23 protein-coding genes and 1 pseudogene are annotated in these 26,673 nt (G+C 70.4%); 1 reads left to right on the forward strand and 23 read right to left on the reverse strand.

The window, feature by feature from the left end; genetic code table 11:
• From guaB to queC, 14 genes are all read right to left on the reverse strand, one after another.
• On the reverse strand, positions 1-1,161 hold the full coding sequence (guaB, locus tag ACZ5VQ_RS38555; RefSeq protein ID WP_469109057.1) for an IMP dehydrogenase: 1,161 nt from the start codon (positions 1,159-1,161) through the stop codon (positions 1-3).
• Positions 1,158-1,829, reverse strand: a complete 672-nt coding sequence (locus ACZ5VQ_RS38560; RefSeq protein WP_469109058.1) for a dTMP kinase — start codon at positions 1,827-1,829, stop codon at positions 1,158-1,160. Before ACZ5VQ_RS38560 ends, guaB begins: the two co-directional genes overlap by 4 nt.
• A 68-nt stretch (positions 1,830-1,897) precedes the next feature.
• Positions 1,898-2,575 carry a 3'-5' exonuclease gene (locus tag ACZ5VQ_RS38565; RefSeq protein WP_469109059.1) on the reverse strand — a complete coding sequence of 226 codons (678 nt, stop codon included), beginning with the start codon at positions 2,573-2,575 and terminating at the stop codon, positions 1,898-1,900.
• Positions 2,566-3,687: a DegT/DnrJ/EryC1/StrS family aminotransferase gene (locus ACZ5VQ_RS38570; RefSeq protein WP_469109060.1), complete on the reverse strand. Its 1,122-nt coding sequence runs from the start codon at positions 3,685-3,687 to the stop codon at positions 2,566-2,568. Before ACZ5VQ_RS38570 ends, ACZ5VQ_RS38565 begins: the two co-directional genes overlap by 10 nt.
• Positions 3,684-4,727: a radical SAM protein gene (locus tag ACZ5VQ_RS38575; protein WP_469109061.1), complete on the reverse strand. Its 1,044-nt coding sequence runs from the start codon at positions 4,725-4,727 to the stop codon at positions 3,684-3,686. The genes ACZ5VQ_RS38570 and ACZ5VQ_RS38575 overlap by 4 nt, the downstream gene beginning before the upstream one ends.
• On the reverse strand, positions 4,724-5,434 hold the full coding sequence (locus ACZ5VQ_RS38580; protein WP_469109062.1) for a nucleoside/nucleotide kinase family protein: 711 nt from the start codon (positions 5,432-5,434) through the stop codon (positions 4,724-4,726). Before ACZ5VQ_RS38580 ends, ACZ5VQ_RS38575 begins: the two co-directional genes overlap by 4 nt.
• Entirely contained in the window at positions 5,431-6,048 is a 618-nt protein-coding gene (folE, locus tag ACZ5VQ_RS38585) for a GTP cyclohydrolase I (RefSeq protein ID WP_469109063.1), read from the reverse strand. Before folE ends, ACZ5VQ_RS38580 begins: the two co-directional genes overlap by 4 nt.
• Positions 6,045-6,776, reverse strand: a complete 732-nt coding sequence (locus tag ACZ5VQ_RS38590; protein WP_469109064.1) for a WbqC family protein — start codon at positions 6,774-6,776, stop codon at positions 6,045-6,047. Before ACZ5VQ_RS38590 ends, folE begins: the two co-directional genes overlap by 4 nt.
• Positions 6,776-7,465 (reverse strand): PIG-L deacetylase family protein, encoded by a 690-nt coding sequence (locus ACZ5VQ_RS38595; RefSeq protein ID WP_469109065.1) that lies wholly within the window; start codon positions 7,463-7,465, stop codon positions 6,776-6,778. The genes ACZ5VQ_RS38590 and ACZ5VQ_RS38595 overlap by 1 nt, the downstream gene beginning before the upstream one ends.
• A gap of 68 nt (positions 7,466-7,533) precedes the next feature.
• Positions 7,534-8,652 (reverse strand): glycosyltransferase family 4 protein, encoded by a 1,119-nt coding sequence (locus ACZ5VQ_RS38600; protein WP_469109066.1) that lies wholly within the window; start codon positions 8,650-8,652, stop codon positions 7,534-7,536.
• On the reverse strand, positions 8,649-9,716 hold the full coding sequence (locus ACZ5VQ_RS38605) for a phosphoribosyltransferase (RefSeq protein WP_469109067.1): 1,068 nt from the start codon (positions 9,714-9,716) through the stop codon (positions 8,649-8,651). The genes ACZ5VQ_RS38600 and ACZ5VQ_RS38605 overlap by 4 nt, the downstream gene beginning before the upstream one ends.
• The gene (locus tag ACZ5VQ_RS38610; RefSeq protein ID WP_469109068.1) at positions 9,706-10,464 is read right to left on the reverse strand and encodes a 7-carboxy-7-deazaguanine synthase QueE; all 759 of its coding nucleotides are present in this window, start codon (positions 10,462-10,464) and stop codon (positions 9,706-9,708) included. Before ACZ5VQ_RS38610 ends, ACZ5VQ_RS38605 begins: the two co-directional genes overlap by 11 nt.
• Entirely contained in the window at positions 10,461-11,144 is a 684-nt protein-coding gene (locus ACZ5VQ_RS38615) for a 6-pyruvoyl trahydropterin synthase family protein (RefSeq protein ID WP_469109069.1), read from the reverse strand. The genes ACZ5VQ_RS38610 and ACZ5VQ_RS38615 overlap by 4 nt, the downstream gene beginning before the upstream one ends.
• Positions 11,141-11,854 carry a 7-cyano-7-deazaguanine synthase QueC gene (gene queC, locus ACZ5VQ_RS38620; protein ID WP_469109070.1) on the reverse strand — a complete coding sequence of 238 codons (714 nt, stop codon included), beginning with the start codon at positions 11,852-11,854 and terminating at the stop codon, positions 11,141-11,143. Before queC ends, ACZ5VQ_RS38615 begins: the two co-directional genes overlap by 4 nt.
• Before the next feature lie 233 nt (positions 11,855-12,087).
• Between queC and ACZ5VQ_RS38625 the strand changes: the two genes are divergently transcribed.
• A complete protein-coding gene (locus ACZ5VQ_RS38625; protein ID WP_469109071.1) occupies positions 12,088-13,557 on the forward strand; it encodes a peptide deformylase in 1,470 nt (489 codons plus the stop codon).
• Positions 13,558-13,622: 65 nt separating this feature from the next.
• Here ACZ5VQ_RS38625 and ACZ5VQ_RS38630 read toward each other — a convergent pair whose 3' ends face one another.
• The 9 genes and pseudogenes from ACZ5VQ_RS38630 to ACZ5VQ_RS38670 all read right to left on the reverse strand — a co-directional run bounded on the left by ACZ5VQ_RS38630 (position 13,623) and on the right by ACZ5VQ_RS38670 (position 26,668).
• Entirely contained in the window at positions 13,623-14,633 is a 1,011-nt protein-coding gene (locus ACZ5VQ_RS38630; protein WP_469109072.1) for an endonuclease/exonuclease/phosphatase family protein, read from the reverse strand.
• 496 nt (positions 14,634-15,129) lie between these two features.
• The gene (locus tag ACZ5VQ_RS38635) at positions 15,130-15,843 is read right to left on the reverse strand and encodes a type I-E CRISPR-associated protein Cas6/Cse3/CasE (RefSeq protein WP_469109073.1); all 714 of its coding nucleotides are present in this window, start codon (positions 15,841-15,843) and stop codon (positions 15,130-15,132) included.
• The gene (gene cas5 / locus ACZ5VQ_RS38640) at positions 15,840-16,601 is read right to left on the reverse strand and encodes a CRISPR-associated protein Cas5 (protein ID WP_469109074.1); all 762 of its coding nucleotides are present in this window, start codon (positions 16,599-16,601) and stop codon (positions 15,840-15,842) included. The genes ACZ5VQ_RS38635 and cas5 overlap by 4 nt, the downstream gene beginning before the upstream one ends.
• A complete protein-coding gene (locus tag ACZ5VQ_RS38645) occupies positions 16,598-17,836 on the reverse strand; it encodes a type I-E CRISPR-associated protein Cas7/Cse4/CasC (RefSeq protein WP_469109075.1) in 1,239 nt (412 codons plus the stop codon). The genes cas5 and ACZ5VQ_RS38645 overlap by 4 nt, the downstream gene beginning before the upstream one ends.
• Complete coding sequence (locus ACZ5VQ_RS38650; protein ID WP_469109076.1) at positions 17,833-20,016, reverse strand: type I-E CRISPR-associated protein Cse1/CasA; 2,184 nt, start codon at positions 20,014-20,016, stop codon at positions 17,833-17,835. Before ACZ5VQ_RS38650 ends, ACZ5VQ_RS38645 begins: the two co-directional genes overlap by 4 nt.
• Positions 20,013-21,431, reverse strand: a complete 1,419-nt coding sequence (locus ACZ5VQ_RS38655; RefSeq protein WP_469109077.1) for a DEAD/DEAH box helicase family protein — start codon at positions 21,429-21,431, stop codon at positions 20,013-20,015. The genes ACZ5VQ_RS38650 and ACZ5VQ_RS38655 overlap by 4 nt, the downstream gene beginning before the upstream one ends.
• A gap of 520 nt (positions 21,432-21,951) precedes the next feature.
• Positions 21,952-24,069, reverse strand: coding sequence for a tetratricopeptide repeat protein (locus ACZ5VQ_RS38660; protein WP_469109078.1), 2,118 nt, complete (start codon positions 24,067-24,069; stop codon positions 21,952-21,954).
• A gap of 257 nt (positions 24,070-24,326) precedes the next feature.
• A pseudogene (locus ACZ5VQ_RS38665) lies at positions 24,327-24,929 on the reverse strand (TetR/AcrR family transcriptional regulator); the annotation flags it as partial.
• Between the two features lie 161 nt (positions 24,930-25,090).
• Positions 25,091-26,668 carry a tetratricopeptide repeat protein gene (locus ACZ5VQ_RS38670; RefSeq protein ID WP_469109079.1) on the reverse strand — a complete coding sequence of 526 codons (1,578 nt, stop codon included), beginning with the start codon at positions 26,666-26,668 and terminating at the stop codon, positions 25,091-25,093.
• Positions 26,669-26,673: the final 5 nt, after the last annotated feature.

Below are 26,673 nucleotides of genomic sequence, written 5' to 3' on the forward strand. Positions count from 1 at the left end.
TCATGCGCTCGCCTCGGTGGTGTAGTCGAGCGGCACCTGGGCCGCACGCTCCAGGGCGTGCGGGCGGCTCTCCGCCGCGCCAGCCGTGGTCTGCCGGACGAACGTGGCGCGCTGGCGCATCTGCTCCAGCGTGGCCGCGCCCGAGTAGGACATGCCGGAGCGCAGCCCCGCCACATAGGGGTGCAGGGTCCGTGGCAGCGGGCCGGTGGCCTCGTAGGTGGCCTCGACGCCCTCGGGCAGGTACTCCTGCACTTCCGCGCGGCTGACCTGCTCGCCGCGGGCCTTCCTCAGGGTGAGCTGCATCCCAAAGGTCGTGTAGCCGGTGCTGATCTTCACGCGGCGTCCGTCGTGCAGGGTGACCGGAGCCGCGGAGCTCTCGTCGGCACCGGCCAGGGCGCTGCCCAGCATGACCGTGTGCGCGCCGGCGGCGAGTGCCTTGACGAGGTCGCCGGGCTGTTTGATGCCGCCGTCGGCGATGACGGGAACGCCATGTTCGGCCGCGACTTGGGCGCAGGTGCGCACGGCCGTGAACTGGGGAACGCCGCTGCCCGCGATGGTGCGGGTGGTGCAGATGCCGCCGGGCCCGATGCCGACCTTGACGACGTCGGCGCCCGCGTTGATCAGGTCGCGGGTCCCGGCGAGGGTGGCGACGTTGCCGCCGACGACGGGTGTGTCCGGGTGTGCCTTCTTCAGATGCTCGATCACGGTGAGTACGGAGTCGGCGTGGCCGTGCGCGACGTCGACGACGAGGACGTCGACGCCGTGGTCGACGAGGATCGCGGCGCGGTGCGCCCAGTCGTCGCGTATCCCCACGGCGGCGCCGGCGCGCAGCCGCCCCTCCGCGTCCACAGTCGCCGTCGGCTCGTCCCCGAGGACGGGGGCTGTCTTAACCTCCTTCAGAGCGGCGACCTCCTGTTCGGGGGTGCACGCGCGGTGCAGGATGCCGAGGCCGCCCGCGCGCGCCATGGCGATCGCCATCTCGGCGCCGGTGCACCAGGGGGTGTTCGCCGACATCACCGGGATCGCCATCGGGATGCCGGGCACCAGGTGCGTGGTCGTGTCGGCCAGGGAGCGGCTGGTCAGGGAGGTGCGCTGGGGGACCAGCAGGACGTCGTCGTAGCCGAGGGCGAGGGGGATGTCGTCGGTCATCGTCATGGTCATGTGGGAACTCCCTGGGCGGGCCGGGGGCGGGGTGGGGTCTGGCGGATCCAGGCGGCCATCAGGTCGACGGCGTCGTTGGCGTCCGGTGTCCGGCGCCGGTCGATCTGGCGGACGCGCTCGGGGTCGGCGGCGGCCAGTTCCTCGAACAGCGCCGCGCAGCGCTCGTGCACGGTGTGCTCGTCGGGGGTGAAATGCCGCTGGTCGCGCTGTTCGGCGCGGGCCAGGGCCGTGGCGGGGTGGTCGGTGAGCAGCAGGACGAGGTCCGGGAGCGGGCGCCACGCGGCGGCCTCGTCCAGAATCCGGGTGGCGCACCGCAGCGCGGCCGTGTCGTCGTGCGGGTGCAGGGCTGCGGCCTGGTACACGGCGACTGAGTGGACGCTGCGTCCTTCGAGGACGGTGCGGCCCGCGGCCAGGGCAGGCCGGACGGTCTCCCAGGTGTGCATCTGCACGGCCAGCAGGAGCAGGGTCTCGCTGTGGGGCCGTCCGGCGCGCAGGAAGTGGTCGCCGTCGGCGACGTCGGTCAGGGCGGTGATGATGCGGCTGCCCAGGTCCTCGCGTCGGTGCCGACGGCGTGAGAACTCCTCGACGAGTAGCGGGTTGTCGAGCCGCTCGGCAAGCCGGCGGGCCAGGTAGCTTTTGCCGGTGCCGCTGAGCCCTTCCACCGACACCAGCAGCCCACCGACAGCGGCGGCACCAGGGGCGGAATGTAAGGCATGGCCGTCGTGCTGTCGCCTGGTCAGAACAGCTCCTCCTGCTGAGGCTTGGCCGCTTCCTGGTCCTCCGTCACGGCCTTGGGCACGATCCCGGCGACCTGGTAGAGCTGATCCAGCGTGGTCCACAGGCCGGCGGCGGCGCCGTCGGCCAGCAGCCGGGCGAAGACCGCACTGGTGGCCTCCACATCCGGCATCGCCCGGTGACGGTCGGCCGGCACCGGCAGCTTCATGTACCGCAGCAGGTCATCCAGCCGGCGGCTGGGCAGATCGGGGTAGGCCCTGCGGGCCAGCCGCACGGTGTCGAGCAGCGGGATCCGCGCCAGCGTCGGGCAGGCGGCGTCCCGGTCGTGCAGGAGCCCGGCCTCGTAGGGGGCGTTCTGGGCGATAAGGACATAGGGCGGGTGCGCGAGGAACTGGTCGAGGTCGCCGAGGACGGCCTCGGCGGGACGGGCGTCGCGGAGCATGGCGCCGGTGATGCCGGTCTGCTCCGTGTCGGCCCCGGTGACCGGCACGTCGAGGGGCGGGCGGATCAGCTCTTCGAAGCGGCCGATGTCCGTCCAGGTTCCGTCGGCGGTGAGGGTGCGGGCCTGGGCGGCCACCTCGATCGGTTCCGGGCGGCGGCCCGCAGGGTTGAGGGTCTCGAAGTCGATGGTGACGAACGTGGTCTGAAGCAGTTCGGGATCGGTCAGGGTCACGCCCACGAGCGGGCCTCCTCGGTGATGATCTGCGCCATCTGGTGAAGGCGCGCATCGGAGTCGGTCTCATTGACAACGACCGCGAGCGTCACATCGAGCGAGGCGCGGGCGACCGGGCAGGCACCCAGGCGGAAGTCCTTCAGCGATCGCAGCCGGTCGGCCGTGGTCAGACCGTACGTGCCGACGCTGTTGGGCACGCCGCTCTCGGCCAGGCTGCGGCAGAACTCCCGCGGCCGGGGCAGATCGATGTGCAGTAGCGGCGCGTAGCCGTTCCACTCGTGCCGTTCATCCGGTTCGTCGACCCGCAGGCCGGGAACGTCGGCCAGGAGCGTGGTGAGCAGTCCACTCTGGCGGCGGCGGTGGGCGAGCAGCCGGTCGAAGTGAGTGAGGTTGGTGTGGGCGATGACCGCGAGGGGCTCGGCCAGCCGGTAGTTGCGGCCCAGCCGCGAGGCGGGCGGCTGGTCCGGGGCCGGCAGGAATCCGTGGGTGGCGAACGAGCGGGCCCGGGCGGCGAAGTCGGCGTCGTCGGTGAGGATGTAGCCGCCTTCCCCAGACCAGAGGATCTTGCCGTTCTTCAGGGAGAAGCAGCCGGCGTGCCCGAACGTCCCCGCCGGGCGCCCGTCGAAGACCGTGCCCTGGGCCTGGCAGGCATCCTCGATCAGCCGCAGACTGTGATCGGCGGCGTAGTCGGCAAGACGCGTGAGGTCGGCGCATCGGCCGGCCAGGTGCACGGGAAGGATTGCCCGCGTGCGGGAGGTCGTCTTCTTCTCCAGGTCGTCGAAGTCCACGTCCAGCGACGGTGTGGAATCGACCAGCACGGGGACGGCGCCCGCCTCCAGCACGGCGACGACGGTCATGACGACACACGCACCCGGGAGGAGCACCTCGTCGCCGGGGCCGATGTCGAAGCCGGCCAACGCGGTGTGCAGGGCAGCCGTGCCCGAGGAGACGGCCACGGCGTGCCGTACGCCGAAGGCGCGGGCGAGGTCCTGCTCCAGCTGCTGAGCGTGGCCGGTTCCTGCCGGGTCGGGAAGGTGCTTCAACAGCTCCGCGAGCTTGCGGGCGGAGCCGACGAGGTGCTCGTCGGACAGCGTCGCGGGGTGGCCGGTGGCGGTCATGCTGTGCTCCTCTCGGTGGAGATGATCCGGTGGAAGTCCATGAGCGGCCACATGTTGACGCACTCGTAGGAGAACAGGGGGCAGTCGGCGGCGCAGCCGCGCGGCGCCGCGAACAGCTCCGCCGCGTCGGCACCGAGAATGGTGCGGCGGGCGGTGGCGGGGGTGGCGTCGATACGCAACGAGGAGACGCAGTCCCACACGGCGCCATCGGGCTGGACGAAAAACAGGGTGTGCCCCCCGAAGCAGGACCCGGCTGTGGAGGTGGTCCGGTCCACGGTGGACACGACCTGCCCCGGGTAGGCAACGGCGGGCAGGACCAGCGGCAGCCGTGCCGCGTACAGCTCGGCGAACGCCGCCTCCAGGCGCGGCTTGTCCTCAGTGCGCAGGGACAGCTCGGCGTGCAGCTGGTGGTCGTCTTCCAGGGCGATGGGCTGCGGGACGTAGTAGTCGGCGCCCAGTTCGGCGGCAAGACGTCCCATGAGGACGACCTGGTCGATGCGTTGGCGGGTCACGACGCTGTACAGGCCGACCTTTGGGAACTCGGCGTCGCCGCGGGCTGCGAGGAGCGCCGTGGTGCCGGCGACGACGTCGCGCCAGCCGCTCCCGTCCCGGGTGGGGCGCAGGGCGTCGTTGTCGTCCGCGTCGGTGGAGTCCAACGAGACCGAGACTGCGTCGACGCCCAGGTCGAGCAGCTGCTCAACGATCCTGGGCCGGTTGAGCGGAAGGCCGTTGGTGCACACGACGACCTCGATCCCGGCCTGCCTGATCAAGGCGATCAGTTCGAGGATGCCGGGCCAGTTCAGCGCCTCCCCGCCGGCGATGATGATCCGGCCGACGGCCGATCCGGCGAGCGTTGCGGCGAAGGCCAGGACCTCACGGCGCTTGAGATCGTCCGGCGAGATGTGCGAGAGCTGGCCCGCCTTCGTGGGCGGGGCGATGCGGTGCACGTCGGGCAGGCCGTAGTAGCAGTACGTGCAGCCCATCGGCTCGCACTTGCTGCGCAACGCCCACAGCAGCGTGATGGGACGGTCGGTTGTCACAGCGGGCCTCCTTGCGGACAGGCGGCACGGCACGCACGGGTGAGCGCGGCGAGCGTCTGCGCGGGCGTCATGTGCGAGCGGTCCAGGACGGCATACCGGCCGGGCTCGTCCTCGGCGAGACGGTCATACAGATCGCTCGCGTGTTCCAGGTAGGTGCGCTCGGTGTCGGCGAGGTCCCGGCCCAGCCTCGCGGTCCACCGTGCCCGGCAGGCGGCGGGGGTGTCCTTGAGGAGCACGGTGAGCGTGTTCGCCGGGCGCCAGGCCTCGCCGAGGGCGAGCAGGCGCCGCGTCAACGGGTAGGCGTCCTGGCCGGTGTGGCCGGCCAGGGTGATCGCCTGGTAGACGGCGACGCTGTCGATGCCGCGGTCCTCCACGACCAGCGCCGTGCCGGGGGGTGCTTCCTCGCGGCGGCGTACGGCCAGGGCGAGGAGCGCGAAAGTCTCGGCGAGCGGGTAACCGGTGCGCAAGAACGCGTCCTGGCAGGCGCTGAGCGCGGCGATGACCTGGCCGGGCAGCTGATCGCGGGGAGCGTCGGGGAGTTCGCCGAGCAGGACGCAGCCGCCGCCAAACTCCTGTACGAGCAGGCGGGCGAGGTGCGTCTTGCCGACGCCGTTGGTCCCCTCGATCGCGATCCACACGGGCGTCGGCGCAGCCGGCTCCGTCACCGCCCGCTCGCGCGGTGACGTACGGACGGGGAGGGCCGTCATCGCGGGAGTTCCTCTCGTCCGTCGTCGCTGCGGAGCCACTGCGCGAGCACGGCGTCCTCGGCGAGGCGGCCGTGGAGGCGCAGGGTGGTGGTGCGCGCACTGTCGGTCTTCACGCCCCGCATGCTCATGCACAGGTGCTCGCCGGTGGCGAGGACGCCGACGTCCTTGGTTCCGGCGGCTTCGATCACGGCGGCGGCGATGCCGTCCACGATCCGCTCCTGGAGCTGAAGTTGGTGGGCGTGCGCGGAGGCGATCCGTGCGAACTTCGACAGGCCCAGCACCTGCCCGGCGGGCCGGTATCCGACGGTGGCGGTCAGCCTCATGGGCAGCAGATGATGTTCGCACAGCGACCACAGGCCGATCCCGGAGACGATGACGAGTTCTTCGCCGCCGGCATCGACCTGCTGGTGCTCGAAGCTGGTCGCGGTGCGGCCCGGATCGTGGTTGAGGAACTCCGACCACCAGGCGGCCACCCGCCGCGGCGTGTCCTTCAGTCCGTCCCGGTCAGGATCCTCGCCCAGGGCCGTAAGGAGCTCGCGGTAGAGGACCTCCACGCGCGCGACATCGACGCGCCCGGGGGTCAGTCCCGCCTGGGGACCGAGATCGACGCTCATGCACCCACCGCCTTCAACTCGGCTGTCCAGCAGGCGGTTTGGGCGCCGCGTTCCAGGACGGCGCGGGCGGCGGGGCCCTCGTGCAGCAGCAGGTCGAGAGCGGACAGCCCCGCCTCCCACCGCGGGCTCGGCGCTCCGTAACCCGGGTGGGTGTAGGAGGCGACCTCGACCGTGATGCCGTGCCGTCGTAGCGTCTGCGTGTCGAGGTACGCGGTCGCGCCCGAGCCCACGCGCAGGACGTGGGCGCCGCGTTGTCGGCACAGGTCCACGAGCATCTCGGTGTTCTCGCCCTGCGGCGCGAGCGTGCTGGAGCGTACGAGCGCGACGTCCAACGCGAAGGCCCGGAGCATCAGTTCGGTCAGGGCCAGGGTCAGCGGCACGAGGCGCTCCCACCGGCGGTGGTAGAGGTCCTCGAGTTCGTCGGCGTACCGCGGCCAGTGCGGGGCGCGGCGGTAGGTCTCGGTGAGCGTGCGCCAGTGGCGCACGGCCCAGGGCCCGTCAGCCAGCCGTACGGCGTGCAGGGGCTGTCCGAAGCGGCGGCGGACCGGGACGGTCAGCCGGACACGGCCGGAAGGGCCGCGCACGAAGTTGCGGTTCTGCCACCCGCGTTCGCCAAACTGCACATGGTCGAGGACCACGAGTTCGTCCACGTCCAGCAGGCGCGAGAAGTAGCCGCTCCACGGCAGATACGCGGGCTGATGGGCGACCAGCACATCGCCGCCCGCCATCAGACGGCCAACCGGTAGGGAACGAACATCTCGGCGGCAGCGGTACCGATGGCCGCTCCCGCGCGGACGTCCAGGGCGTGGATGACCTCGATGCTGCGCGGGTGCGGTGCCGCGCGCAGCTGGGTGCCGTAGCACTCCAGGGCCTTGTCCTTGATTTCCGTGTACGGCGAGGTGTCGACCACGACAGACCTGGTTTCTGCACTGCGGCCCCAGACCGCGTCCTCCGGACCGGAGTAGCCCAGGACGATGCGAGGGGTGGGTCGCCCGCTCCCGCCGGGGCGGGCGGCGGCGATGCCGGCCTCGTGGACGGCGCGATGGTCCTGGTGGAACGAGCCGGCGGCCGGGATCAGCAGCGCGGCGGGTTCCAGCGCGGCGAGCGAGAGATCCGGCCCGGTCTCGATCAGCTGAATCAGGTCGTACAGGTAGCTGCCCGGGTCACGCGCCTGGTTGGTGTCGACCCATGCGACACGGTGCCCGGCGATGCCCAGTACCGCGCAGGCCTCGGTGAACTCGCGGGTCCGCTCGGTGGGGTCGCTGCTGGGGTGGGTGCAGCAGGTGACCGCGAGGACGTGCACCTCGATTCCGGACGTGACCATGCGGGCGATGGTGCCGCCGGCGCCCAACACGTCGTCATCGGGATGCGTGGCGACGGCCAAGGCCCGGTCGCCGGGTTGTAGTGCGAAGACCATCGAAGGCCCTCCTCTTTCCGTGGGAAGGAAACGGGGCCACGCCCATCGGGCGCGGCTGCACTGCCGGATCAGGGCGCAGGGGGCACGCCCGCAGCGGCGAGGAGCCCCCGTACGACGTCGGCGGGAGCGTGCGAGGCCGTCCGCAGCGGCGCGTTGTGCGAGATCGCGTGGTACCGCTCCGAGTCGGCCAGGAGGGCGGTGAGCTCGGCCCACAGGCCCGGGCAGCTGGCGTCCAGCGGTACCATGACGCCTCCCTCCGACACGAGGAAGGGCAGGTTCCCGATGCCGAATCCGACCACCGGCGCCCCGGTGGACATCGCCTCGGCGGCCGCGTTGCAGAACGTCTCGGGCTCGTAGGAGGCGATGACAGTCGCGGCGGCACCGGAGAAGAAGTCCTGCACCTCGTCCCACGGCAGGGCATCCAGGACACGGACCACGTCCGGACGCTTGGCCGCCGCCGCGTGCACGGCGTCGAAGACCTCCTGCTGCATGCCTGGCCAGTACTCGAACCCGGCCTTCGCCAGCACCAGTTCCACCGGCCGGTCCCAGTCCTCGGGCAGCGCCTTCAGTAACTCGGCCAGGCCCTTGTACGGTTCGGCGCGCGAGACGATCCGGATCGGCCCTCCTGTACGCAGCCGCTCCCGCTCGGCGGCCGGGACCGGCTGTGCGGTCGACAGCAGCGCGTTGGGGATCACCTCCCAGGTCGACGTGTCGTAGCCCTCCCGCTGTGCCTCCAGCTCCATGAACGGGCTGATGGGCGCGACGCCGCCGGCGGCGTCGACGGCCTGGTCGAAGTAGGCGTCGGCGCGGACCTTGTGGACCTGGAGCACGCTCGGCACGCCGGGAGGTGCCGCGTCCAGGTAGCCGAGCCCGTACAGGGCGTCCACCCACACCACGAGCCGTACGTCGTCCTCGGACAGCAGCTGACGCAGCTCGGCCCGGACCGGCTCGGGGTCCTCCAGCGCGGCCAGGATCGCGGGCTTGAGGATGGGACGCGGCAGCGTCAGCGACCGCAGCCGCACCATCTCCGGATACCGCTCGTCCCCCGTCTCGGCCGGGCCCGAGGTGACGATCAGCGGGGTGATGCCCAGTTCGCGGCACCCTTGGGCGAGCGCGCCGACGCTGCGCTCGTAGCCGGCCGGCTCGTTGGGGCCGTACGAGAACAGGACAAAGGCGATCTTGCTCATCGGTCCTCCATGGAAGTCGGCAGCTGGTACGGCAGGGGCAACGGCGTGCTATCCGCGGGCGCGGCGGTGTCTTCCCAGGGGAAGCAGACCCAGTCCGCGACGTCCCAGACCCAGGTGTTGACGGGGAACGCCGCGCCGGCGTTGCGGCACAGCACGGCGGTACGCACGGCTGCGCCCGTGTTGTGCCGGAGAACGTCGGTCACCGCGCGCAGGGTCGCGCCGGAGCCGCAGATGTCGTCGATGACCAGCACGGACCGGGCCCGGCCGACGGCTTGGACGAGCCGTGCTTCGTCGAGTTCGACGGTGCCGGTGACCTGGACGCCGATGGCGTCCGAGGTGTTGTGCCGGGCGGTGACCTCGGCGACCGGCAGGCCGAGTTGGTCCCCGATCCGGCGGGCGAGCGGCACGCCGCCACGGGCCAGTCCGATCACGAGATCCGGTTGAAAGGTGTACTCGTACCAGGCCAGCAGCGCCGCGGCGGCGGCGAAGGCGTCCTCATCGAGGTGCCAGACGCGCTTGCCCCGGAAGATCCGTCCCGTGGCGGAGGCCATCTCGCGCGGCCACCCCCAGCCGTCCAGCACAGCGGCGGCGGCATCCCAGTAGCCGACCGGGTCGGTGATCGTGTGCACCACCGGCACCGGCACGAGCCCCATCAGGTCCAGGTAGGCGGGTTCCAGCAGCAGAAGTGCCTGCTCGGCGGGGTACGCCTCCAGGTGCTCACGCAACGTCGCGCGCACAGGCTCGCGTAACTCCGCCGCGCGCCGCGGCGTCAGCGGCTGTTCGTACGGAGTGAGCGGTGTGTCCGCGCCCACCAAACCGTGGCGGGCGGAAAGGACCAGGCTGCGCGCCCGGGAGTCCGGGTCCGCGCCGACCCGCTGCCGCAGCTGGGGCACGCACCAGCCCTGGTAGAGATCCAGGGCCGGCACAGGATTCACCGTGTCCAGCTTCCGGCGCGAGCAGCCGACGATCACCAGCCCCCGGGCCCTACCCGTCGCCGCGGCGGGCGGCGGTCCGACGCTCAGCGCGCCGTGCAGCTGAACGGAGGACGCGGTGTCACTTGCCACGCCCGTCCCCCCAAAGGAAGACGTGCAGGCGGGTGCCCAGCCGCCATCCCCGGGCGACGACCTCGTCGACGACGGCGCGCATCCCCGCCAGGACGACCTCCTTCGTCGTGCCCTCCGGCATGACCCAGATCGGGGCCAGCCCGTACTCCCGTTCCAGGACACGGATCTCTTCGAGATCGGCGACGTCCTGGACGACGAACTTGAACCGGGCCCGCCCGCTGGCGGCGAAGGCCCGCAGCGCCTCCGGTACGATCCGCTTGTCCTCGGCCACGCCGGAGTTGCTGAGCTTCGGCGACACGTTGAAGTCCGCGCCGGCCGCGACGAGTTCGGCGGCCGGGGCGATGGTGCCGTTGGTCTCGATCTCCACCCGCTTGCCGCCCTGACGCAGAAGCTGGACCAGCGGCACCACGACGGCCTGCAGCAGGGGCTCCCCGCCGGTGATGACGATCAGCTCCTCGGGACGAGCCAACGCCCACGTCACCAGGTCCTCGACCTCCTCCCGACGCGACTCCTCGGTGAGGTCGAACTGGGTGGTGTCCCAGGTGTAGGGGGTGTCGCAGTTCCAGGGCGTCTTGCTGCTCGGACCGGCTTCCGGGCCCCGGCCGCAGGTCAGGTTGCAGCCGGAGAACCGGATGAAGGCGGCGGGGTGCCCGGTGCTCGGCCCTTCGCCCTGCACGGTGCCGGAGAACGTCTCGGCGACCTTCACAGGACGGGAAGCGGGTGCGATCGGCAGGAGGGTGGGGGTCATATCGTCCTCACGTGGAATTCGGCCCAGGTCGTCTCGGTCTCGGACACGCGCACCGCCATGTGCCCCGGTGAACTGGGCAGTTGACGGTCGCGGAGCCGACTCCCGAGGTGTTGGGCGAGCAACTCGGAAGTGGGATTGAACGGCAGGACGTCGTTGAGGAACGCCCCGTCCAGCGAGGACCGGATGTAGTCGCCGAGGTCGTCGGGCACCGCGGCCCCTTCGGACTCGGCGGCGCCGGTCACCGTGTAGGAGTGGCCGTGCTCCCGCCCGCAGGGGTGGCCGTCCTCCAGACCGTCCAGTCTGTGGGTGGCCTCGAACCTCACTTCGGCGGAGCTGTCCGCTGCCGTGGCGCGGCCGGTGCGGACTCGGATCTCGATCAAGCAGGCGCGCGCTCGATCCGGCAGGTGAGCGGCACTCCACTGGTAGAGGTGGCTGGCGATCGCCGCGTCGCTCGCGTCGTCGAGGACGCTGCTGAGCTCCCGGTGGTCCAGGGCCGTGCCGATGTACTTCTTGAGAGCATCCAGGTCGCGAAAGTCGGCCACGAACCCCACCGGGGTGAGCTCCTCGGCCGCCAGCACGGCCTCCGCGACGAAGGAATGGCCGTCGTACGCGCCGTCGACGATCCGCGTGGCGTCGAAGCGGAACATCTTGCCGATGAGGAAGGGCGCGGCAGAGGTCACTGGCCCGCCCCCATCTGCTCGCGGGACGCGTACACGGTGGGATCAGGGGCTCCGGCGAGGGTGAACGCTTCGATCCGCTCCGTGCAGGTGCCACAGGTGCCGCAGTGGAGCTCATTGCCCTTGTAGCAGGACCACGTCCGCTCGAACGGGACGTTCAGCGCGGCTGCCGTCGCCACGATGTCCGCCTTCGTGGCGTGAAGGAACGGTGCCAGGAGCTGGAAGCCGTTGGCCAGGAATCCCTCGTTGGCGGTCAGCACCGATGCGGTGAGCCGGGCGACGAACTCCGGGCGGCAGTCGGGGTAGATGACGTGGTCCCCGGCGTGCGCTCCGAAGACGACCGCGTCCGCTCCCGCCGCAACAGCGGCGCCGACACCGATTTCCAGCATGATCGCGTTCCGGTTGGCCACCACGGTCGAGCGCATGGACTCATCGCTGTAGTGGCCGTCCGGGACGGCCACTGTGGAATCGGTGAGCGCCGATCCGCCCAGCAGCCGGCCGACGCTGGTGAGGTCGACGATGTCGTGGGACGCGCCGAGGAGGCGGGCGATGTCTGCGGCGCTCTCCAGTTCCTTGCGGTGGCGCTGGCCGTAGTCGAAGGACAGCAGGCTGACGCGGGCGCCTTGGGACGCCATGAGGTACGCCGCGGCGGTGCTGTCCAGCCCGCCGGAGACGATCACCACGGCATGACGTGGTGTATGTCCAGTCTTCATCCATGAACCCTTCGGATACCGGGCCAATGAGCCTGATGAGGCGGTTCGGCCTCACGGTGATAAGCCGCCAATCGGGTCAGGGCGCCATAGAGGCAGGTGTAGGGCGGCGGGCGCGGTGACCGTCGCGACCGCGACCGCCGCCTGGCACCATTGAGCTCCCGCCGGGCAGGATGAGGCGATGGTGAGAGGCACTCACTCACGATCTTGCCGAACTCCCGGAAAGGACCGGCGTCTTGGAGAGCGATGAGCGCGGAACGTTTGCCGCGGCACTCACGCATTGGCGTACCGTGCGCAGTCTGTCCAAGCGAGCTCTGGCGGAGCGACTCCACGTCGACCCCTCGTACATCAGCCACCTCGAATCCGGTCGCGAGCACGGAAGCGCGACCCTGGCACGCCGTGTTGACAAGGAACTCGACGCTGGCGGCGCCCTGTGGAAGGCATGGCAGGAAAACGACGCGCCACCACCAATGGCTGAGCCGACCGAGTCCTCTTCCAGCACAGGGCTGCTGGTCCTGGAGGACGATGCGGCCCTGGATTTCGACGGCAGCACCTTCCACCTGAAGATGTGGCGGCTGCTGCGCAACGACGGCACCGAGCCGATCACCAGCTACCTCGTGCGCATCGCCGTGGACCGCTATCCCTCCGAACCGGAGCGCTCCAACGTCCTCTACCGGCGCAATCCGCTGACCTGGGACGAACTCGGTCTTGAAGCCCACTGCGGCGACGAGCCCATGGGGTGGACCGTCAAACACGACAAAGACGCGTTCAAAGAGGTCTGGATTCAGTTCCGCAACTCCACCAGCCGCTTCCCCCTCTACCCAGGCCAGGAAGCGGAGATCACCTACTCCTACAGCGTCAGCGCCGACAAATGGGGTCCTTGGTTCCAGCGGGCCGTCCGTCTGCCGACCCGGCGCCTGTCGGTGGAAGTCGCCTTCCCTACTGCGACCGAGCCGGCGGTCTGGGGGACGGAGACGTCCCTGAGCGCGGACTTCGCGCCGCTGCGCACGCCGCCCGAGCGCACTGTGCGAGGGGATCGGACGGTCTTCAGCTGGGCCACGATGGATCCACCCCTGCACGCCCGCTTCCGTCTGGAGTGGCGTCTCAAGGCCGACCCCGACACGAAAGAGAACGTCCCTGTGAACACCCTCTCCGCGAGCCAGGCCATGGCGAACGCCGGCATCGTCCAGGAAGGCGCCCCCGGACTCGTCCGCCCCGTCCGCCCGTTCGACCTGCCGTCCGAGGCCGACGAAGCCCAGCGCATCGTCGGTGAACTCCTCGAAGCCATCGGCCGGGTACGGGAGTTGCACACGTTCGGCAAGGGCATGGGCATTGCCGCCCCTCAGGTGGGCATCGACCGTTCTGCTGCAGTGGTCGTCCCGCCGGAGCCCGACGCCGAGCCGGTGGTGCTGTTGAACGCCACCATCGAGGAGGCCTCCGCCGACCAGGACGAGCAGTTCGAGGGCTGCCTCAGCTTCTTCGACGTCCGAGGCCGCGTGCCCCGTCCCCTCAGCATCGTCGTCGCCCACTGCGACCTCGACGGCAGCACGAGGCTGTCCCGCTTCACTCTGGGAATGGCCCGCCTCGTCGGACACGAGGTTGACCACCTTGCCGGTGTGCTCTACCGCGAGCGCATGCGCCCCGGCGTCGTCCCGATCCCGGTCCAGGAGTACCGAGGGACCGGGACACAGTGGAAGTACGACTGAGCCGTGCTTCGCAGGAGGCGCGGGCGCCGTCGGACGGCGAAGGAGCAACGTCACTGGTCCTGGGTTCACGAGGCCAGCGCCCAGCGGTCCAGCGAGGGGAACTCGCGCAGGAGAGCCTCGATGAGTTTGGAGCGCGACAGGACGATGAGTACGACGTGGTGATCGCTGATCCCTGTCATGTCCAGCACGTGCACGTGCCTGACGGCCTGGACCGACCAGCCGTCGAAGTAGCCCCGGTCGATCCGGCACAGTCCACCCTGGCCGCGGGCGCTGGGGGCGAATCCGGCCGTCGGGTCCAGTGCGTCGGGCTGGTCGTGGCGCAGCGCGGCGAACCGGGCGGCATCGTGCATGCCGCAGTCCATCATCAGCTCGTCGACGGACATGTCGCTCACCCATGAGCCATGAGGTCCGCTCGACTGCTTGCGGGCCCGGTGACAGCGGTGCACGACGTCCGTGACGTCGGGGGAGTTCCAGCGGATGCCGGGTGTCGGCCCCCAGGGGGCTTGGTTCAAGTCGCCGAACAGCCACGTTGCGGCCCATGCAGGGTCGGGATCATCGCCGTGGTGGCCCTTGACTTTGTCCACGACGGACGTGAGTTCGTACCCCTCGATGAGCTGCTGGGGCGGGTTGCAGTACGGCGCGTGGTGGGACACCGCGTTGATCCGCATGTGGGGCACCTCGGGCAGGCGCATCACGACGTGCGTGGGCGGTGTCCGGTACACCTTGGTGTAGTGGCGCTGAGGCTCCGGGTCGAGGATGAAGGAGCCCTTGCGTACGAACATGCCGGTCGAGTTGCGTCCTTGGCCCTTCTCGGCCCGGAATCCGTGGCTCTTGAGGACGTGTTGGGCCGCCTTGAACCTTCGGTTGGCGGCCCGCTTCTCGGCCCAGGTGGCACCGACCCGGGTCTGGGAGTGGGTGAACTCGGTCACGGCGACGAGGTCAGGGTCCAAAGGCGCCAGAATGCCCTCGTACGCCCGGTGCCACCGCTCGGGCAGGCGCCGGCGCTTGATGTTGGGGCCGCCGTCGTTCTTGAGGTTCATGACGACGAGGTGCATGTCATCCGCGTGCTTCTGCACTCTGCCCTCCGTGTGGTGATGCGGAGCCCGGGCTGACACCGGGCACACCCCGGAGGTCCGGCTGGCCGCCGAGGTCTGCGGACCGCGGGCGAATGCCCTGCCTCGCACCAGTGCGATGAGCGCACTCACGTACTCCAGAAGGCCTTCGCGCAGATCAATCCGCTTGCCCGTGACGACATCTCCAAGGACGAAGCGAGGTGCGTTGCACTCACCGGGACCGCCCCAGTCGAGGACCGCGCCGTGCGCATGGGGGCAGGAAGGCTCTGAAGCTGGTCCGCTGGGCGCGGGCTGTCGGTGGAGTGTCGTACGCCTCGCTACCGAACCGGAGGTTGCCGCACTTGTGTCCGGGGGGAGCTCCACGGAGGGTGGAGAGGTATGTAGATATCCCCTATGTTCGGTGCATCGGTGGTGCCAGCTCCACGTGAGAAGTGGAGAGAGGTAGAGAGGCAACCGCGAACAGGACGCTCCAGGGCGTCCCGCGCGGTGCACCGTCATCTTACTGTTCTGCGGGCAGGTTGGTGTGGGTTAGCACGAGTCCACATCCGTAGGATTTACCTTGCCCGAGCCCGTCGCGGAGAAGATCGTGAACCAGGGCGGCGTCAAGGACGGTCGCACCGGCCTGGAGAGTCCTGGTCACGAGCTGGAAGCGGTCGCCGGACCCCTTGGTGCCGACGATCCAGCGGGGCGGCCCAACAGCAATGTCGTCGACATCCGTGGACAGGCCGTGCTCTAGGAGCCGCCGGTGCAGCCAGGCTCTGACCTGGGCGGGGTCCGTGAGACTGACTCGCCGTGTCGGGGACCGGAGTTTGCGGCTCGGATTGGCGATGACGCGCAACTGGAGTGACTGTCCTGCACGGTAGGTGTACTCCGTGGTGAACGCGTAGGCGTCGCTGAGGCGGCCGTCGTCCAGGAGGGGTTGCCAGTTCGGCTGTTGAGGGGACTGCACGAGGACCTTCACGGGGCGCCCGGCGTCGGGCCGTTCATTCCCGCCCGCAGCTGGAGGTTCTTCACGAGCGGGTGCGAACAGGACGTGAGCCGGCCGACCGGTGGACCCCAGGCCCGTGGGCGTAGCGCCCCCGAAGCCGCTCAGGACAAGGCCGTACAGGTGGTGAGCGTCGCGGGAGCGGTCGCTCTCGGCGGGTGCCAGGGTCAGGGCGGTGCGCCAGGTGCGTAGGCCCGGCACGGTCGGTGTACGGAGGTCTGCGGTCACGGGGTGCTCTCAGCAGGCGTGGTCGGAGTCGGAGGGGTGACGAGGTAGGAGTGGACGTGCAGGAGGCGGTAGTCCTGGCCGTCCCTGGCGATGGCGGACTGCTCGGGGACGGCGTGCGTGCCCGGCCCGGGCGGCCCTTGTCTCCAAACCTGGGGAGTTGCGGTGGTGGCCTCCGGGACGAGGGGAACGCGCTCGGGCCAGGTGTCGGCTCCGTTCGCGGTCGTGCCGTAGAGGATCGGCCGTGATGGCGGGCAGGAGCGGCGCCCCAGGTAGAGCAGTCCGTACGGTTGGGCGAGCGCCGTCGTGATGAGGTCGGTCTGCTGGGGCGTGCACTCGCTGAATCCGACCAGGAAGCTCGCATCGACGACGTACTGCTTGATCGTCATCACGGTCCCCCGGTCGGCGGGCTTCCACGACGCAGCTCTCGGGGCAAGGGGCGCGGTGCACGGGTAGCGAGGGGCGCCGTACCAGGAGTCGGTGGGTATGACGCCCGCCGCGGCGGCCTGCGAGGTCGGCTGGCCGAAGTGTCCGCCGCCGGCAGTCTGGACGTCCTCCTCCAGGTGTCCTGGCCGGTCGCACCGCACGGTGAAGACGAGGTCGGCGAACAGGGACGGGCCGTGGCCGGGGCCGAGGGCGTTGGCGAGCAGGCCGAGGACCGCGCTCTTGGTCGGCCGGGGCAGGGTGGCGCGCTCTTCCCAGCGCGAGGTGGTGCCGTAGGACTGGAGCGGACCGGACATACGCAGCAGCACGGTGGTCACGGTCGTCGGTCCTCCCACGTGATGCCCTGCGGGAGCCGGGGGGCCGGTTCGCCGGCGGGGGGCAGCCATCGGCCTATCCCTGAGTGCAGACCGACTCGGCCGAGGAAGTCGGTCAGCCGGGTGGCGGCGGCGATGCCGGCGGGAGGGGGGATGGGCGTTTCGAAGGCGCCTGCGGCTGTGTACGGGGCGCGCGTGGTGGCCGCGACGACGAGGGTCGGCGGGGCCCACGAGCCGGTGCGGGTTCTCCTGGCCTCCGGCAGGGCATAGGCGACCGCCGTGGTCCAGTCCCGCTCGGTCTGCTGCGCGATGCGCTCCACGGTCTCGGTGTCGGCGCTGGCGGCGGCCAGATTGGCGCGCAGCTGTCTGCGGTCGAGGGCCGCGTAGCGGTAGAGAGTGCCGGAGTTGAGGTACTGCTCGCCCAGATTGCTGAAGACGCCGCCGCTGCCCCACTCGTCGGCGGTGACGAAGTCGTCGGTGACGAGTTCTTTCGCGTCGACTGTGAAGGCGTGGGCCATCATCGCGGCGGAGCGTACATTGCCTTTGCCCTCGGGCAGTTCGGGGAGCATGCGTCCGAAGAGGGCGATATCGGTGGCGAGTCCGGGGGCGAGGGTCTGCTGTGCTGCGGACCTGATCTCGACAGGAACGGTGTCCGCCTGTCCCTTGGACGTGGCTTTGCCGGCGGTGCGCGCGCGTTTCCGCCCGGGCTCGGCGACCGTCGCCGCAGCTGCGGCGACGGCCTTCTCCATAGCCAGGCGCGGGTCCTCCAGGTCGTCCCAGTGGTCCAGAACCAGTTCTGCCAAGGTCGCAGGAGCCGAGGAGGAGACGTAGAGGGATGTCAGGGTCCGGTCGGGGTGTGTGAGGTCGATCGAGGGGCCGGCGGCGGTGACGATCAGAGCGGCCGCGGGGAGGGCGTCGGCGCCGTCGATGCCGCACTCACGCAGGTGCTCGGCCGTCTTGCCAGGAAGGAGGCGGGTGTTGAAGCCGTGCACACCGGTCTGGCTGCGGTCACGAGTGAAGCCGCGCGCGGCACGGGTGAGGGACTGCGCGGACACGCGCATGCGCTCGACGCCGCCGAGCGTCGTGGACTTTGGCAGGCCCATCATGTCGCGGTTGAGGCACACGTCGACCAACGTGGTCAGGGAGTGCACGACCACGAACGGCCCGGGCAGGGCGCTGAGATCGATCGGCGCGTAGGCGGACTCGGGCAGGGACAGATCGGTTGCTGTAACGGTCATGAGGCAGCGGAATCCTGGGGGAGGTTGGCGGTAACAACGGTGGCGGGGAGGCTGCTCGCGGGCCGGGCGGTGTAGAACTGGTCGGCCCACTTCTGGCGTACGTCGGGCCCCCACTCGGCGAGATCGGTGAAGAGCTGGCCCCAGTGGGGTGTCAGATCCTGTTGGGCGGCCTTGCGGATGATCCTGGCCAGCGGGACGCGCAGGGCGTGCGCGTCGGGCGCGCGCAGGAGATTGAGGACCGCGGCCCGGGTGGGCAGGTCGGCGGGGCCGCGCAGAGGGGATCCGTCGGATCCGAAGGCCCGCATCAGCCGTGCAAGAGGCGCGCCGCCGTAGCGTTCAGCACGGCTGTTCTTGCGCCGGTGCATCGCGAAGAGACCGGCAGTAAGCAGGGCGGCGTGCTGGAGATGGTCGGGCATCAGGCGCGTCACCAGCCGGTAGGCCTGTGCGTCCGGCGAGGGGCGGACGGCCCAGGTGCCCAGTTGGGCCAGGAGGTACCGGCTGCGAGGGTGTGCGTCCCAGCGCCCCAGCTGCCGCGTCAGCGTGAAGGCGAGTTCCCCCGTCTCCCCGTCGCTGACCAGAGGATGATCGCCGCGGCGCCTCGACCGGATCGGGGGTGCCGCAGTCGTGCTGGCGGCGGTGACGAACAGGAAGCTGTCGTCGTCGGCGTCCACGTCGGCGCGGGCACTTTCGCCAGCCGGACTGCCCGGGACGTCGGGTTCGAGAGAGAACAGCTCCATCTGACTGGACGGCGCTGTCGGAGGCTCGGTCGTCGCGGGCTTCTCCGGCACTGCCTCGGAGTCGCCGGTTATCAGGTGGGAGACGGCGCCGGCCAGCAGCGTCCGGCGTCGGCCCTGTGCCCCGGTCGTGGAGCAGGCCGCCGCGAACAGCAGCGCAACCTGCTCGTGGGGCTTGGCGTCGAGGAACTGCTGATCGTCCAGAAGGCCAGACCCGAATCCGGGGGGCAGGACCGTGCCGACGGCCCGGCCCGCGAGGCGGTCGGGGGCGACGGTCCGCGCCTGGCGCCGGAAGTGCATCACCGTGTGGGCCGCGGCCGCACTGCGCGTGTCGGCCAGCAGAGTCGCCGGCAGCGTGATCCGCCGCTGGTGGGCGATCACCGAGTGGTCCCGGACGGCCAGGCCGACCGCGACGACGTCCGGCGTTCGCCCGGTCCGGACGGCGGCTTGGCGTACGGCGTGGGCCCAACTGCCCTCGGGGGCACGCCACCAGCGTTCCAGCAGGGGGGCCTGGTCCTGGTCGCTGGTGAGTTGGTGGCTGGTGAATTTCTGGCCCTCCTTCACATCGACCAGGTCACGGTTGCCCGGGAGCGTCGCTACCGAACTGCCTTTCAGCTCGGGGTGCTTCATGCGCCACCCCTGGGTCAAGAGCACCTGGCGGACGGTGCCGTCGGCCTCGGGCAGCAGCAGCATCCGGCGCGGCTGCCAGGTCATCCCATCCAGTTCACTGCCCACCGGGATCTCCTCGGTTCCGGCGCTCGGCGTGTGCGTGAAGGACGCGCGTCCCAGAGCGCCGGGCACCGGAATGAGCCGCCAGGTCAGCTGCTCGGCGACCGTTCCTGCGGGATGCCACACCACGCCGCCTGTCGGGGCGGCGGCTCGGCCCAACGCCGCCCCTATGCCGTACACGGCCTGCTTCGAGCGGATTTTTCCTCCCGTGGCCCACATCTGCTGGACCAGCAGCAGGTGCGCGGCGCGGCGCGCGCTGACCGGGACCGAGGCATGCAGCGGGCGGTGGTCGACCAGGAGCGGTCGACTGATCGCCGCGGCCGGATCCAGATACAGCACCGGCAGCCGCGCCTCGGGCCTATCGGCCAGGTGCTGGAGAGTCCCGTCCTGGAACAGCGGCCAGCGCGGATGGAAGAGATCCAGATCCTCCTCGTGTTCGCGCACCCATCGCCGCGCCGACTCCAGATCGATGCCGTTGCGCACCTGACGCACGTAGGCGTCGTGATCCCTTGGTCCGCACTGGGCGTGATAGGCGATGACCGTCAGCAGTCGGACGGTCGCCGACCAGACCAGCGGATCCGCAGCCGCCAGGTACAGCCGGTCCGCCCGTTCGAGCACCTGCCGGATGCCCATCGTGTCGGGTCGCCCCGCGTCGTCGACGACGTCGATCCACGGCCGGGTCGCCAGGCTGAAACTGCCGGACTGGAGCGTGCTCACGTCGCGATCGCCTCGTCGTCCAGTTGGTCGGCCAGGGCGTGCAGGGCGGCGGCGTCGCCCGGAGCATGGGTCAGTTCCTGAGTGCCGGCCACGGCCCTCAGCGCATTGGCCAACCAGATCGTCTCGGTAGTCCCCTCGGCAACGAGGTAGTGGGCAGGCGCCTCCTGACCGTCCCGCTGGCCCCGTCCCTCGCCCTGAAGCAGCTTCTTTCCGCCGGTCAGGACGTCCGCGAACACGGTGACCCTCGGCGTCTCGGTGGCCGTCTGTCCGGTTCCGGCCACATTGGCCTCGGACGCCTGGAGGTTCATGCCCTGGACCACGTTCGTGACGCACACCAGCGCGCGGCCGTCCTGGAACGCTGTGCGCTTCAGCTCGCGCAGGCCCGGTGCCTCCCCGGTGATCGCCACCACCTTGTCGGGAAGTCCGCGGGAGTAGAGCTCGCCGGCGATGGTCTCGGTCAGAAGTTCCACGTTCTCCAGGAACCATGCGGGGACGATGACTTGGCAGCCGCGCCCGACCAGCTCGGCGACATGACGGGCGACGTAGGGGGCTTTGAGCAGTGACGCCTTCTGGATCCGCCTGAGCGCGCTCGCCTGGTGGTCGGTCTCCACATCGAGGTCTTCGCTCACTTCCAGGCCGTGGCGGCGGCGGAATTCCTCCCACGTCGCCTCGTAGTGGGCGTGATCCTCCGCGGTGAGACGGATCCTGTGGATCTCACGGTGCTGTGGTGGCAGCCCCAGCTCCTCCTGGGATGCGCTCGCGCCGACACCGCCGCGGTACAGCAGCGCCTTGACCTTTTCCGTGGGGTCGGCAACAGCTCTGCCCTTGCCCGGGGTGAGGCGAAGGCCGTGCAGCCAGTCGAGGTACTCCGTGCCGGCCAGGGTCTGCGGCGGGGCGGTTCGGGCGGCGTGGGCGATCAAGTCCGCCGCGTACGCGGTTTCCGCGAGCTTGGAGAACGGGGTGGCGCTCGTCGGAATGAAGAACGGCTTCTTTCCGGCCTGGGGATGGGTGAGCCGGTACAGCAGACGCGACCGGATGGACTGCGGATCTGCGGCCATCTGTGACTCATCGAGGACCACCGCGTCCCAGGACAGCCGTGAGTCCCCCCACTGCGCGGCGAACCGGCCTGCCTCGTCCGAAGGGAGGTCATGCAGGCGCAGTTGCGGATGCTCGAACAACCGCACGAGCTTCTCTGGGTTGGTCACCACCCAGCGGCGTTTGGGGTCGGCCTCGCAGAAGTAGTCGATGGCCAGCTGCCATACCGGGACCATGGACAAGGTGGTGATCACCAGGACCAGTTCCACGGGTAGGCGGCTCAACGCGGTGAGAACCATCGCCGTCTTGCCCGACCCGGTCGGGGACACGAGCAGGAACCCCGGGGCCTTGGCAACCTGGGCGTCCTGGATCGCCTTCACGCGCGGTATCTGATGAGGTCTCAGTTGAGGGCGCAGGCCACCGGCGGCAGATGCTGCGGCAGGGGCTTCGTTGAGAAGGTCCTCGACGAGTCGCTCAAGCGAGTGCGGCGCCGCCGCGTAACGGGCTAGAGCCGACGGCAGTCGCCGACCGTAGTACACCGGCAGGCCCCAGTCCGGGTGTCGGCTGACGTCCGGGTACTGCAGGGCGTCAGGGAGCAGGACATGGACCCGCGACCGGGAAACGGGCCCTGCTGCACGGGTCGTTCTCCCGGTGCCTGGCCGGGACGGTGAATGAGCGGTGGGCAAAGCGGTCATACGTGTTCGGGACTCTCCGTCTGGTGCTGCGGTTCGGTGGATACTGAGGCTGGCGCTGAGCGTGCTGATCGAGACGTGGCTGGGGCGACGGCCGGACGCCACTGGCGTTCAGTCACCTTCTGGGCGATTCCCGTCCTTGGGACGACGCCCGAAATGCGGGCCGCCACCAGGCGCCCGGGACGCGACCATCGCGGTGGGTAGGCGATCATGAGAGCTCCTGCAGGTGCCGACGGACGCGTTCCTCATCACGGCGGCTCACGGCCGCGTAGATGCCGAGGGCCTCTTCGTAGAGACCTCGTGCCAGGCCGGGTTGGCCGCTGTCGCGGTGGGTGTGGCCGAGCAGCACCCTGCTCTGAGCACTCCAGCGGGCCGAACCAGCAGCGTCGCACTCGGCCACGGCGCGGCGACCGTCGGCCTCGCCCGTGGCCGGATCGCCCCCGGCGGCGTGGGCTCGGGCGAGCCAAGCGAGCGCCCGGGCGGCATCGAAGGGGTCTGGGACGTCCAGCAGCGTCGTACGGGCGGCGGTCAGTGTCTCGATCGCCTCGGTAGGCCGCCCGAGTTCGAGTTGAGCCTGACCCAGGCAGATGTCGGTGATCGCTACGGCCCGCGTGTACGTGCGCCGATCCTGCTCAGATTCGCTAGTGCGGCCCAGCTTCGTGCGCTGCTCACGTGCCTGGTGCAGGAAGGACTCCGCCTCCGAGGGACGTCCGCCGTGCAGGTTCACGGCTCCGAGCTCGTGGAGAGCCTGGGACTCGGCACGCCGGTCCTGCTCCTCTCGGGCGAGCTGCAGGACGGCTGTGAATGTCCGGGCCGCGTCCTCGAACTTGCCGGCGCCGCGTAGCCCGACGCCCCACGTACTGAGAATCTCGACTTCCGCCTCACGGTCCCCGCAGCGGCGCGCGGCCTGGAGACCGAGTTCGTGGCTCTCGGACCACAGCTCGTAATCGTGGGACGAGCGAAGCAGCGGCCAGATGGCGTGAGCCAGTTGCCACGTGGATCTGTCGAGGCCGGCGGCGGCCGCGGCGCGGATCGCAGGCAGCAGGTTGTGCCGGTGGGCGTAGAGCCAGGTCAGGGCGGCGGTGTCGTCGACGAACACGATCGGCTCTGTGGGCGAGTAGAGGTAGTCGCGGCGCAGCGGGCGGTGGGTGGGCGTCAGAACTCGCTCGGCCTCGCTCAGGTTTGCGAGGTAGAAGTCGACAGCCCGTTGCAGGATCTCCTCCGGTTCCCCGAAGGTTGCTTCCCTCGTGGCCCGGGCGCGGGCGTGCGCGCGGGCGATGTCGTGGAACCGGTAGACGCGCCCGCGGGAGCTGTCATCGCCGGCATGCTCGATGAGGTGCAGCGCGTGCAGTGTTTCCAGGGCGCCTTCGGCGTCCGGTCCTGTCAGGTTGCAGACGGCGGCAGTCAGCGGCACATCGAAGTCGAGGGCGAACGTCGACGCCATGCGGCTGTAGATAGCCGGGGCGGCGGCGTCGCGGGGCAGCGACCAGTAGGTGCGGTCGAGGGCCTCGGTCACGGCCACCTCCTGATGATGGGTGAGCTGGCGATGTGGTCGGTCTGCTGGAGCACGGTCGGCGGTCATGGACGTCACCTCAGCGAGGGTTCGGGCAGGATCAGCAGCGAGTTGGGTCACGGTCAGCGCGATTGCCATGGGGGAGCCGGCGGAGAGGCGGGTGATTTGGGCGGCAGCACCGGGTTCACGCGCTACGCGCTGTTCACCGAGGCAGCGGGTGAGGTACTGCTGCGCGGCGACCTGGTCGAAGGGCCCCAACCTGTGCAGTACGGCGCCGTCGGGTGCCAGTTCGGGCAGCAGGTCGCGGCTGGTCGCCACGACGAGGTGACCGGACCCGCCCGGGAGGAGGGCCCGGAGCTGGGTGGCGTTGCGGGCGTTGTCGAGGAGGATGCTCGCCGGCCGCTCGTGTGAGGCGGTGGCCGACCGCCACCAGGCGGCCAGTTCCTCCGTGCTGGCCGGCTGCGCTCCTGGTCGCAGGCAGCGGAGGAACCGGGAGAGGACCTCGCTGGTGCGTGCTGGACCCTCGGGGGCGTAACCGCGTAGGTCGGCGTAGAGCTGGCCACCGCCGTACTCGGTGGCCAGCAGGTGGAGCAGCCGGTTCGCCAGTGTGGTCTTGCCGACGCCGCCGGGCCCGCTGACCACCACGATGCGCACGGCGTAGTCGGGTAGCGCCCTGAGCCCGGTGATTATGGAGTTGAGGTCCTCGTCCCGGTCAGTGAACGTGGCGGGCACCGCCAACAACTGCCGAGGAGTGGGCGGGAGCACGGCAGCCTCATAAACGTGGACGCCGCCGTGGACGGCACCTGCCTGCACGACTGGCCCATTGAAGGTGCCGTCCGAGATCGTGTTACTGGTGTTCGCACCGAGCGGGAGTGAAAGCCTCGTTCGGCGCGCAGGCCCGTCACCGGCCGCTGGGTGGTCTGCGGTCACAGGCCACCCGCCAAGGCCTGCACCCGCTCGGCGTCGGCAGGGCGGATCGATGCGTACTGGTCCGCGGCCAGCTGGGAGCACTCGCGCGCGGCATCGGGCTTGCCGCGGTCGCGGTGCGCGTGGCCGACCCACAGACTCGGCTGGCGTTGCAGGGCGTTGCGTACCAGCTCCGTGACCCCGCCGTCGCCCGGGGGTGCCGTGACGCAGGACAGGGCGAGCCGGACGACCAGTTCGCAGGAGCGGGCCGCCTCCACCGTGTCGGACGTGGGCGTGCCGGGGGTGGAGAGGACGGCCACCGCAAGGTGGCGGACTAGAGCCACGAAGTCGATGGGTGAGGGCATGAGGTCGTCGGCGCGGCGCTGCGCGGGCAACGCGGAGGACGAGGGCACCGCCGAGAGCGTCGGCGAGGGCAGCCGCTCGCTCCAGCAGCCGGTGAGCATGGCGCGAACCAGTGCGTTGCCCCGCGCCGACGACACCGTCCACTCGACGGTCGCGGTCAGCCGCTCGATTTCGCCGCTGTGCGCGGCCAGGGCGCGGTCGACGCCCGCGAGATAGGCGTCGGCCTCCCGACGAACCAGGGCCCGAGCGAGCCCCCACTTGCTGCCGAACTCGTTGTACAGCGTCTGCCGTGACACCCCGGCCTTGGCGGCCACGTTCACCATGCGCACGGCGGACCACAGACGGCGTGCGAGCGCCAAGTAAGCGGCGTCCAGAAGGGATTCCAGCGCGCCGGCCTGCACCATCGTCCCGGGCACGGTGCTGTCGGCCATCCGGGCGGAGTGCCCAGCCTCGGCCTCGGGGCCGGGCGCCGGGCGTGGGGCTGGTTCGTCGGCGGAGAGGTGAGATGGTTGGTCTTGAGAGGCCGTGGCCGGCCGGAGGCCGCTGCGGTTCGGTGGCGGGAGCGTCACAGTGCGGCCTCCAGCTCCCGGACGCGTGCTGCGTCAACGGGACGGTTCACCGCGTACAGCTCCCTGGCCTGGACGAAGCTGCGGCGGGCGGCTTCACGGTCTCCGTGCAACTGGTACGCCATACCCAGCAGTTCAAGGGCACGGGCTCGCCATCGGGTGCTGCCCGCACCGGCGAGCACCATCAGGGCGTCCTCCAGTTCGCGGATGCCAGCAGCGGTGTCTCCGGTGAGCGTGAGCGCCTGGCCGTGCAGCGCCATGGCCCGTGCGGCGTCGTAGGGGTCGTCCACCGCCAACAGGGCGTCCCGCGCGTGTACGAACAGCTCCATGGCCCGATGGGGCTGATCCGCTGCGAGAGCGATCTCGCCGCGTACGGTGACGGCCAGGGCGATGCCGCGGGAGTAGCAGCAGTCGTCCCACCGCGCGATGGCCTCGTCGAGGTGAGGTTCGGCCTCCTGAGGGCGTCCGGCATCCAGATGACAGGCAGCAATACCGAGGAGCGCCTGCCCCTCGTCGCGCACGTCCCCTTCTGCACGCGCTGTCTCGCGGGCGTCGGCGTACCAGCTGATGGCGTCGTCCCAGCGGCCCGCCGCGTTGAAACCGATCGCGCCGGAGATGAGCATCTGCCGTACGGCCGCGCGGTTGCCTGCCAGGCGTGCCGCTGCGACACCGATCCGATGGGCCTCGATCCACAGGCTGTAGGGGTGCGTACGGTGAAAGTGCGGCCAGTAGGCATCGACGAGTTCCCAGGCGAGCTCGTTCCACCCCATAGCCTCCGCGGCCCGCAGGACGCCGAGGAGGTTCCCTGCCTGGGACGCCAGCCAGGCCAACGCCCCCTTCTCTCCCTCGAAAGGCGGACGAGCGGTCGCCGGCGGCAGCCCCTGCGCCTTACGGAGCGTGGCCTGAGTGGGAGTGAGCTGGATCTGGGCGCGCGTGGCGATCTCCAGCATCCAATCGCTCAGCCGGCGCAGTACGCCCTCTCGGGTCGGCCCGTCGTCGTACCGCTCGGTCAGGCGGCGAGCGTGGTCGCCCACGACGGTGCCCATCCGGTAGCGCACCGGTCGAGCCTCAAGGGGTTCGATCGCCTCCAGCAGCTGCTCGTCGGCCAGGACTTCGAGCAGCCAGTCCGCGTCGCCCCACGGCAGGCGGCAGGCCGCGGCCACCATGTCGGGGTCGATGTCGTTGACAGGCAGCAAGCCGAGGAACCGGTAGACGCGCTGCGCGGGCGCCTCCAGGTTCGCGTAGCTCTTGTCCAGTGCAGCATTCATGGCCATGTGGGCGCGGTCCTTGTTGTGTGAGGCTTCGGCGGTGCGACGGGTGAGAGCGTCGGCAGCCGCCGACAGGCTGATGTGAGGGCGGGTGGCAAGGCGAGCGCCGGTCAGGACGATCGGGAGCGCCAGATGTGCGCAGGCCCGCGTCAGACGGGCGGCGGCATCGGGCTCTGCCGTGACCCGGGCCCGGCCCGCGAACCGGGCCAGGAGGTCGAGTGCTGCACTGGGCGTGAACGCGCCGACCTGGTGGAACTCGGCGCCGTCCACGGCCAGTTCCCACAGATGGGAACGGGAACGACTTGTCACGACGG

The sequence above is a fragment of the Streptomyces sp. NPDC033178 genome (genome assembly GCF_055577685.1).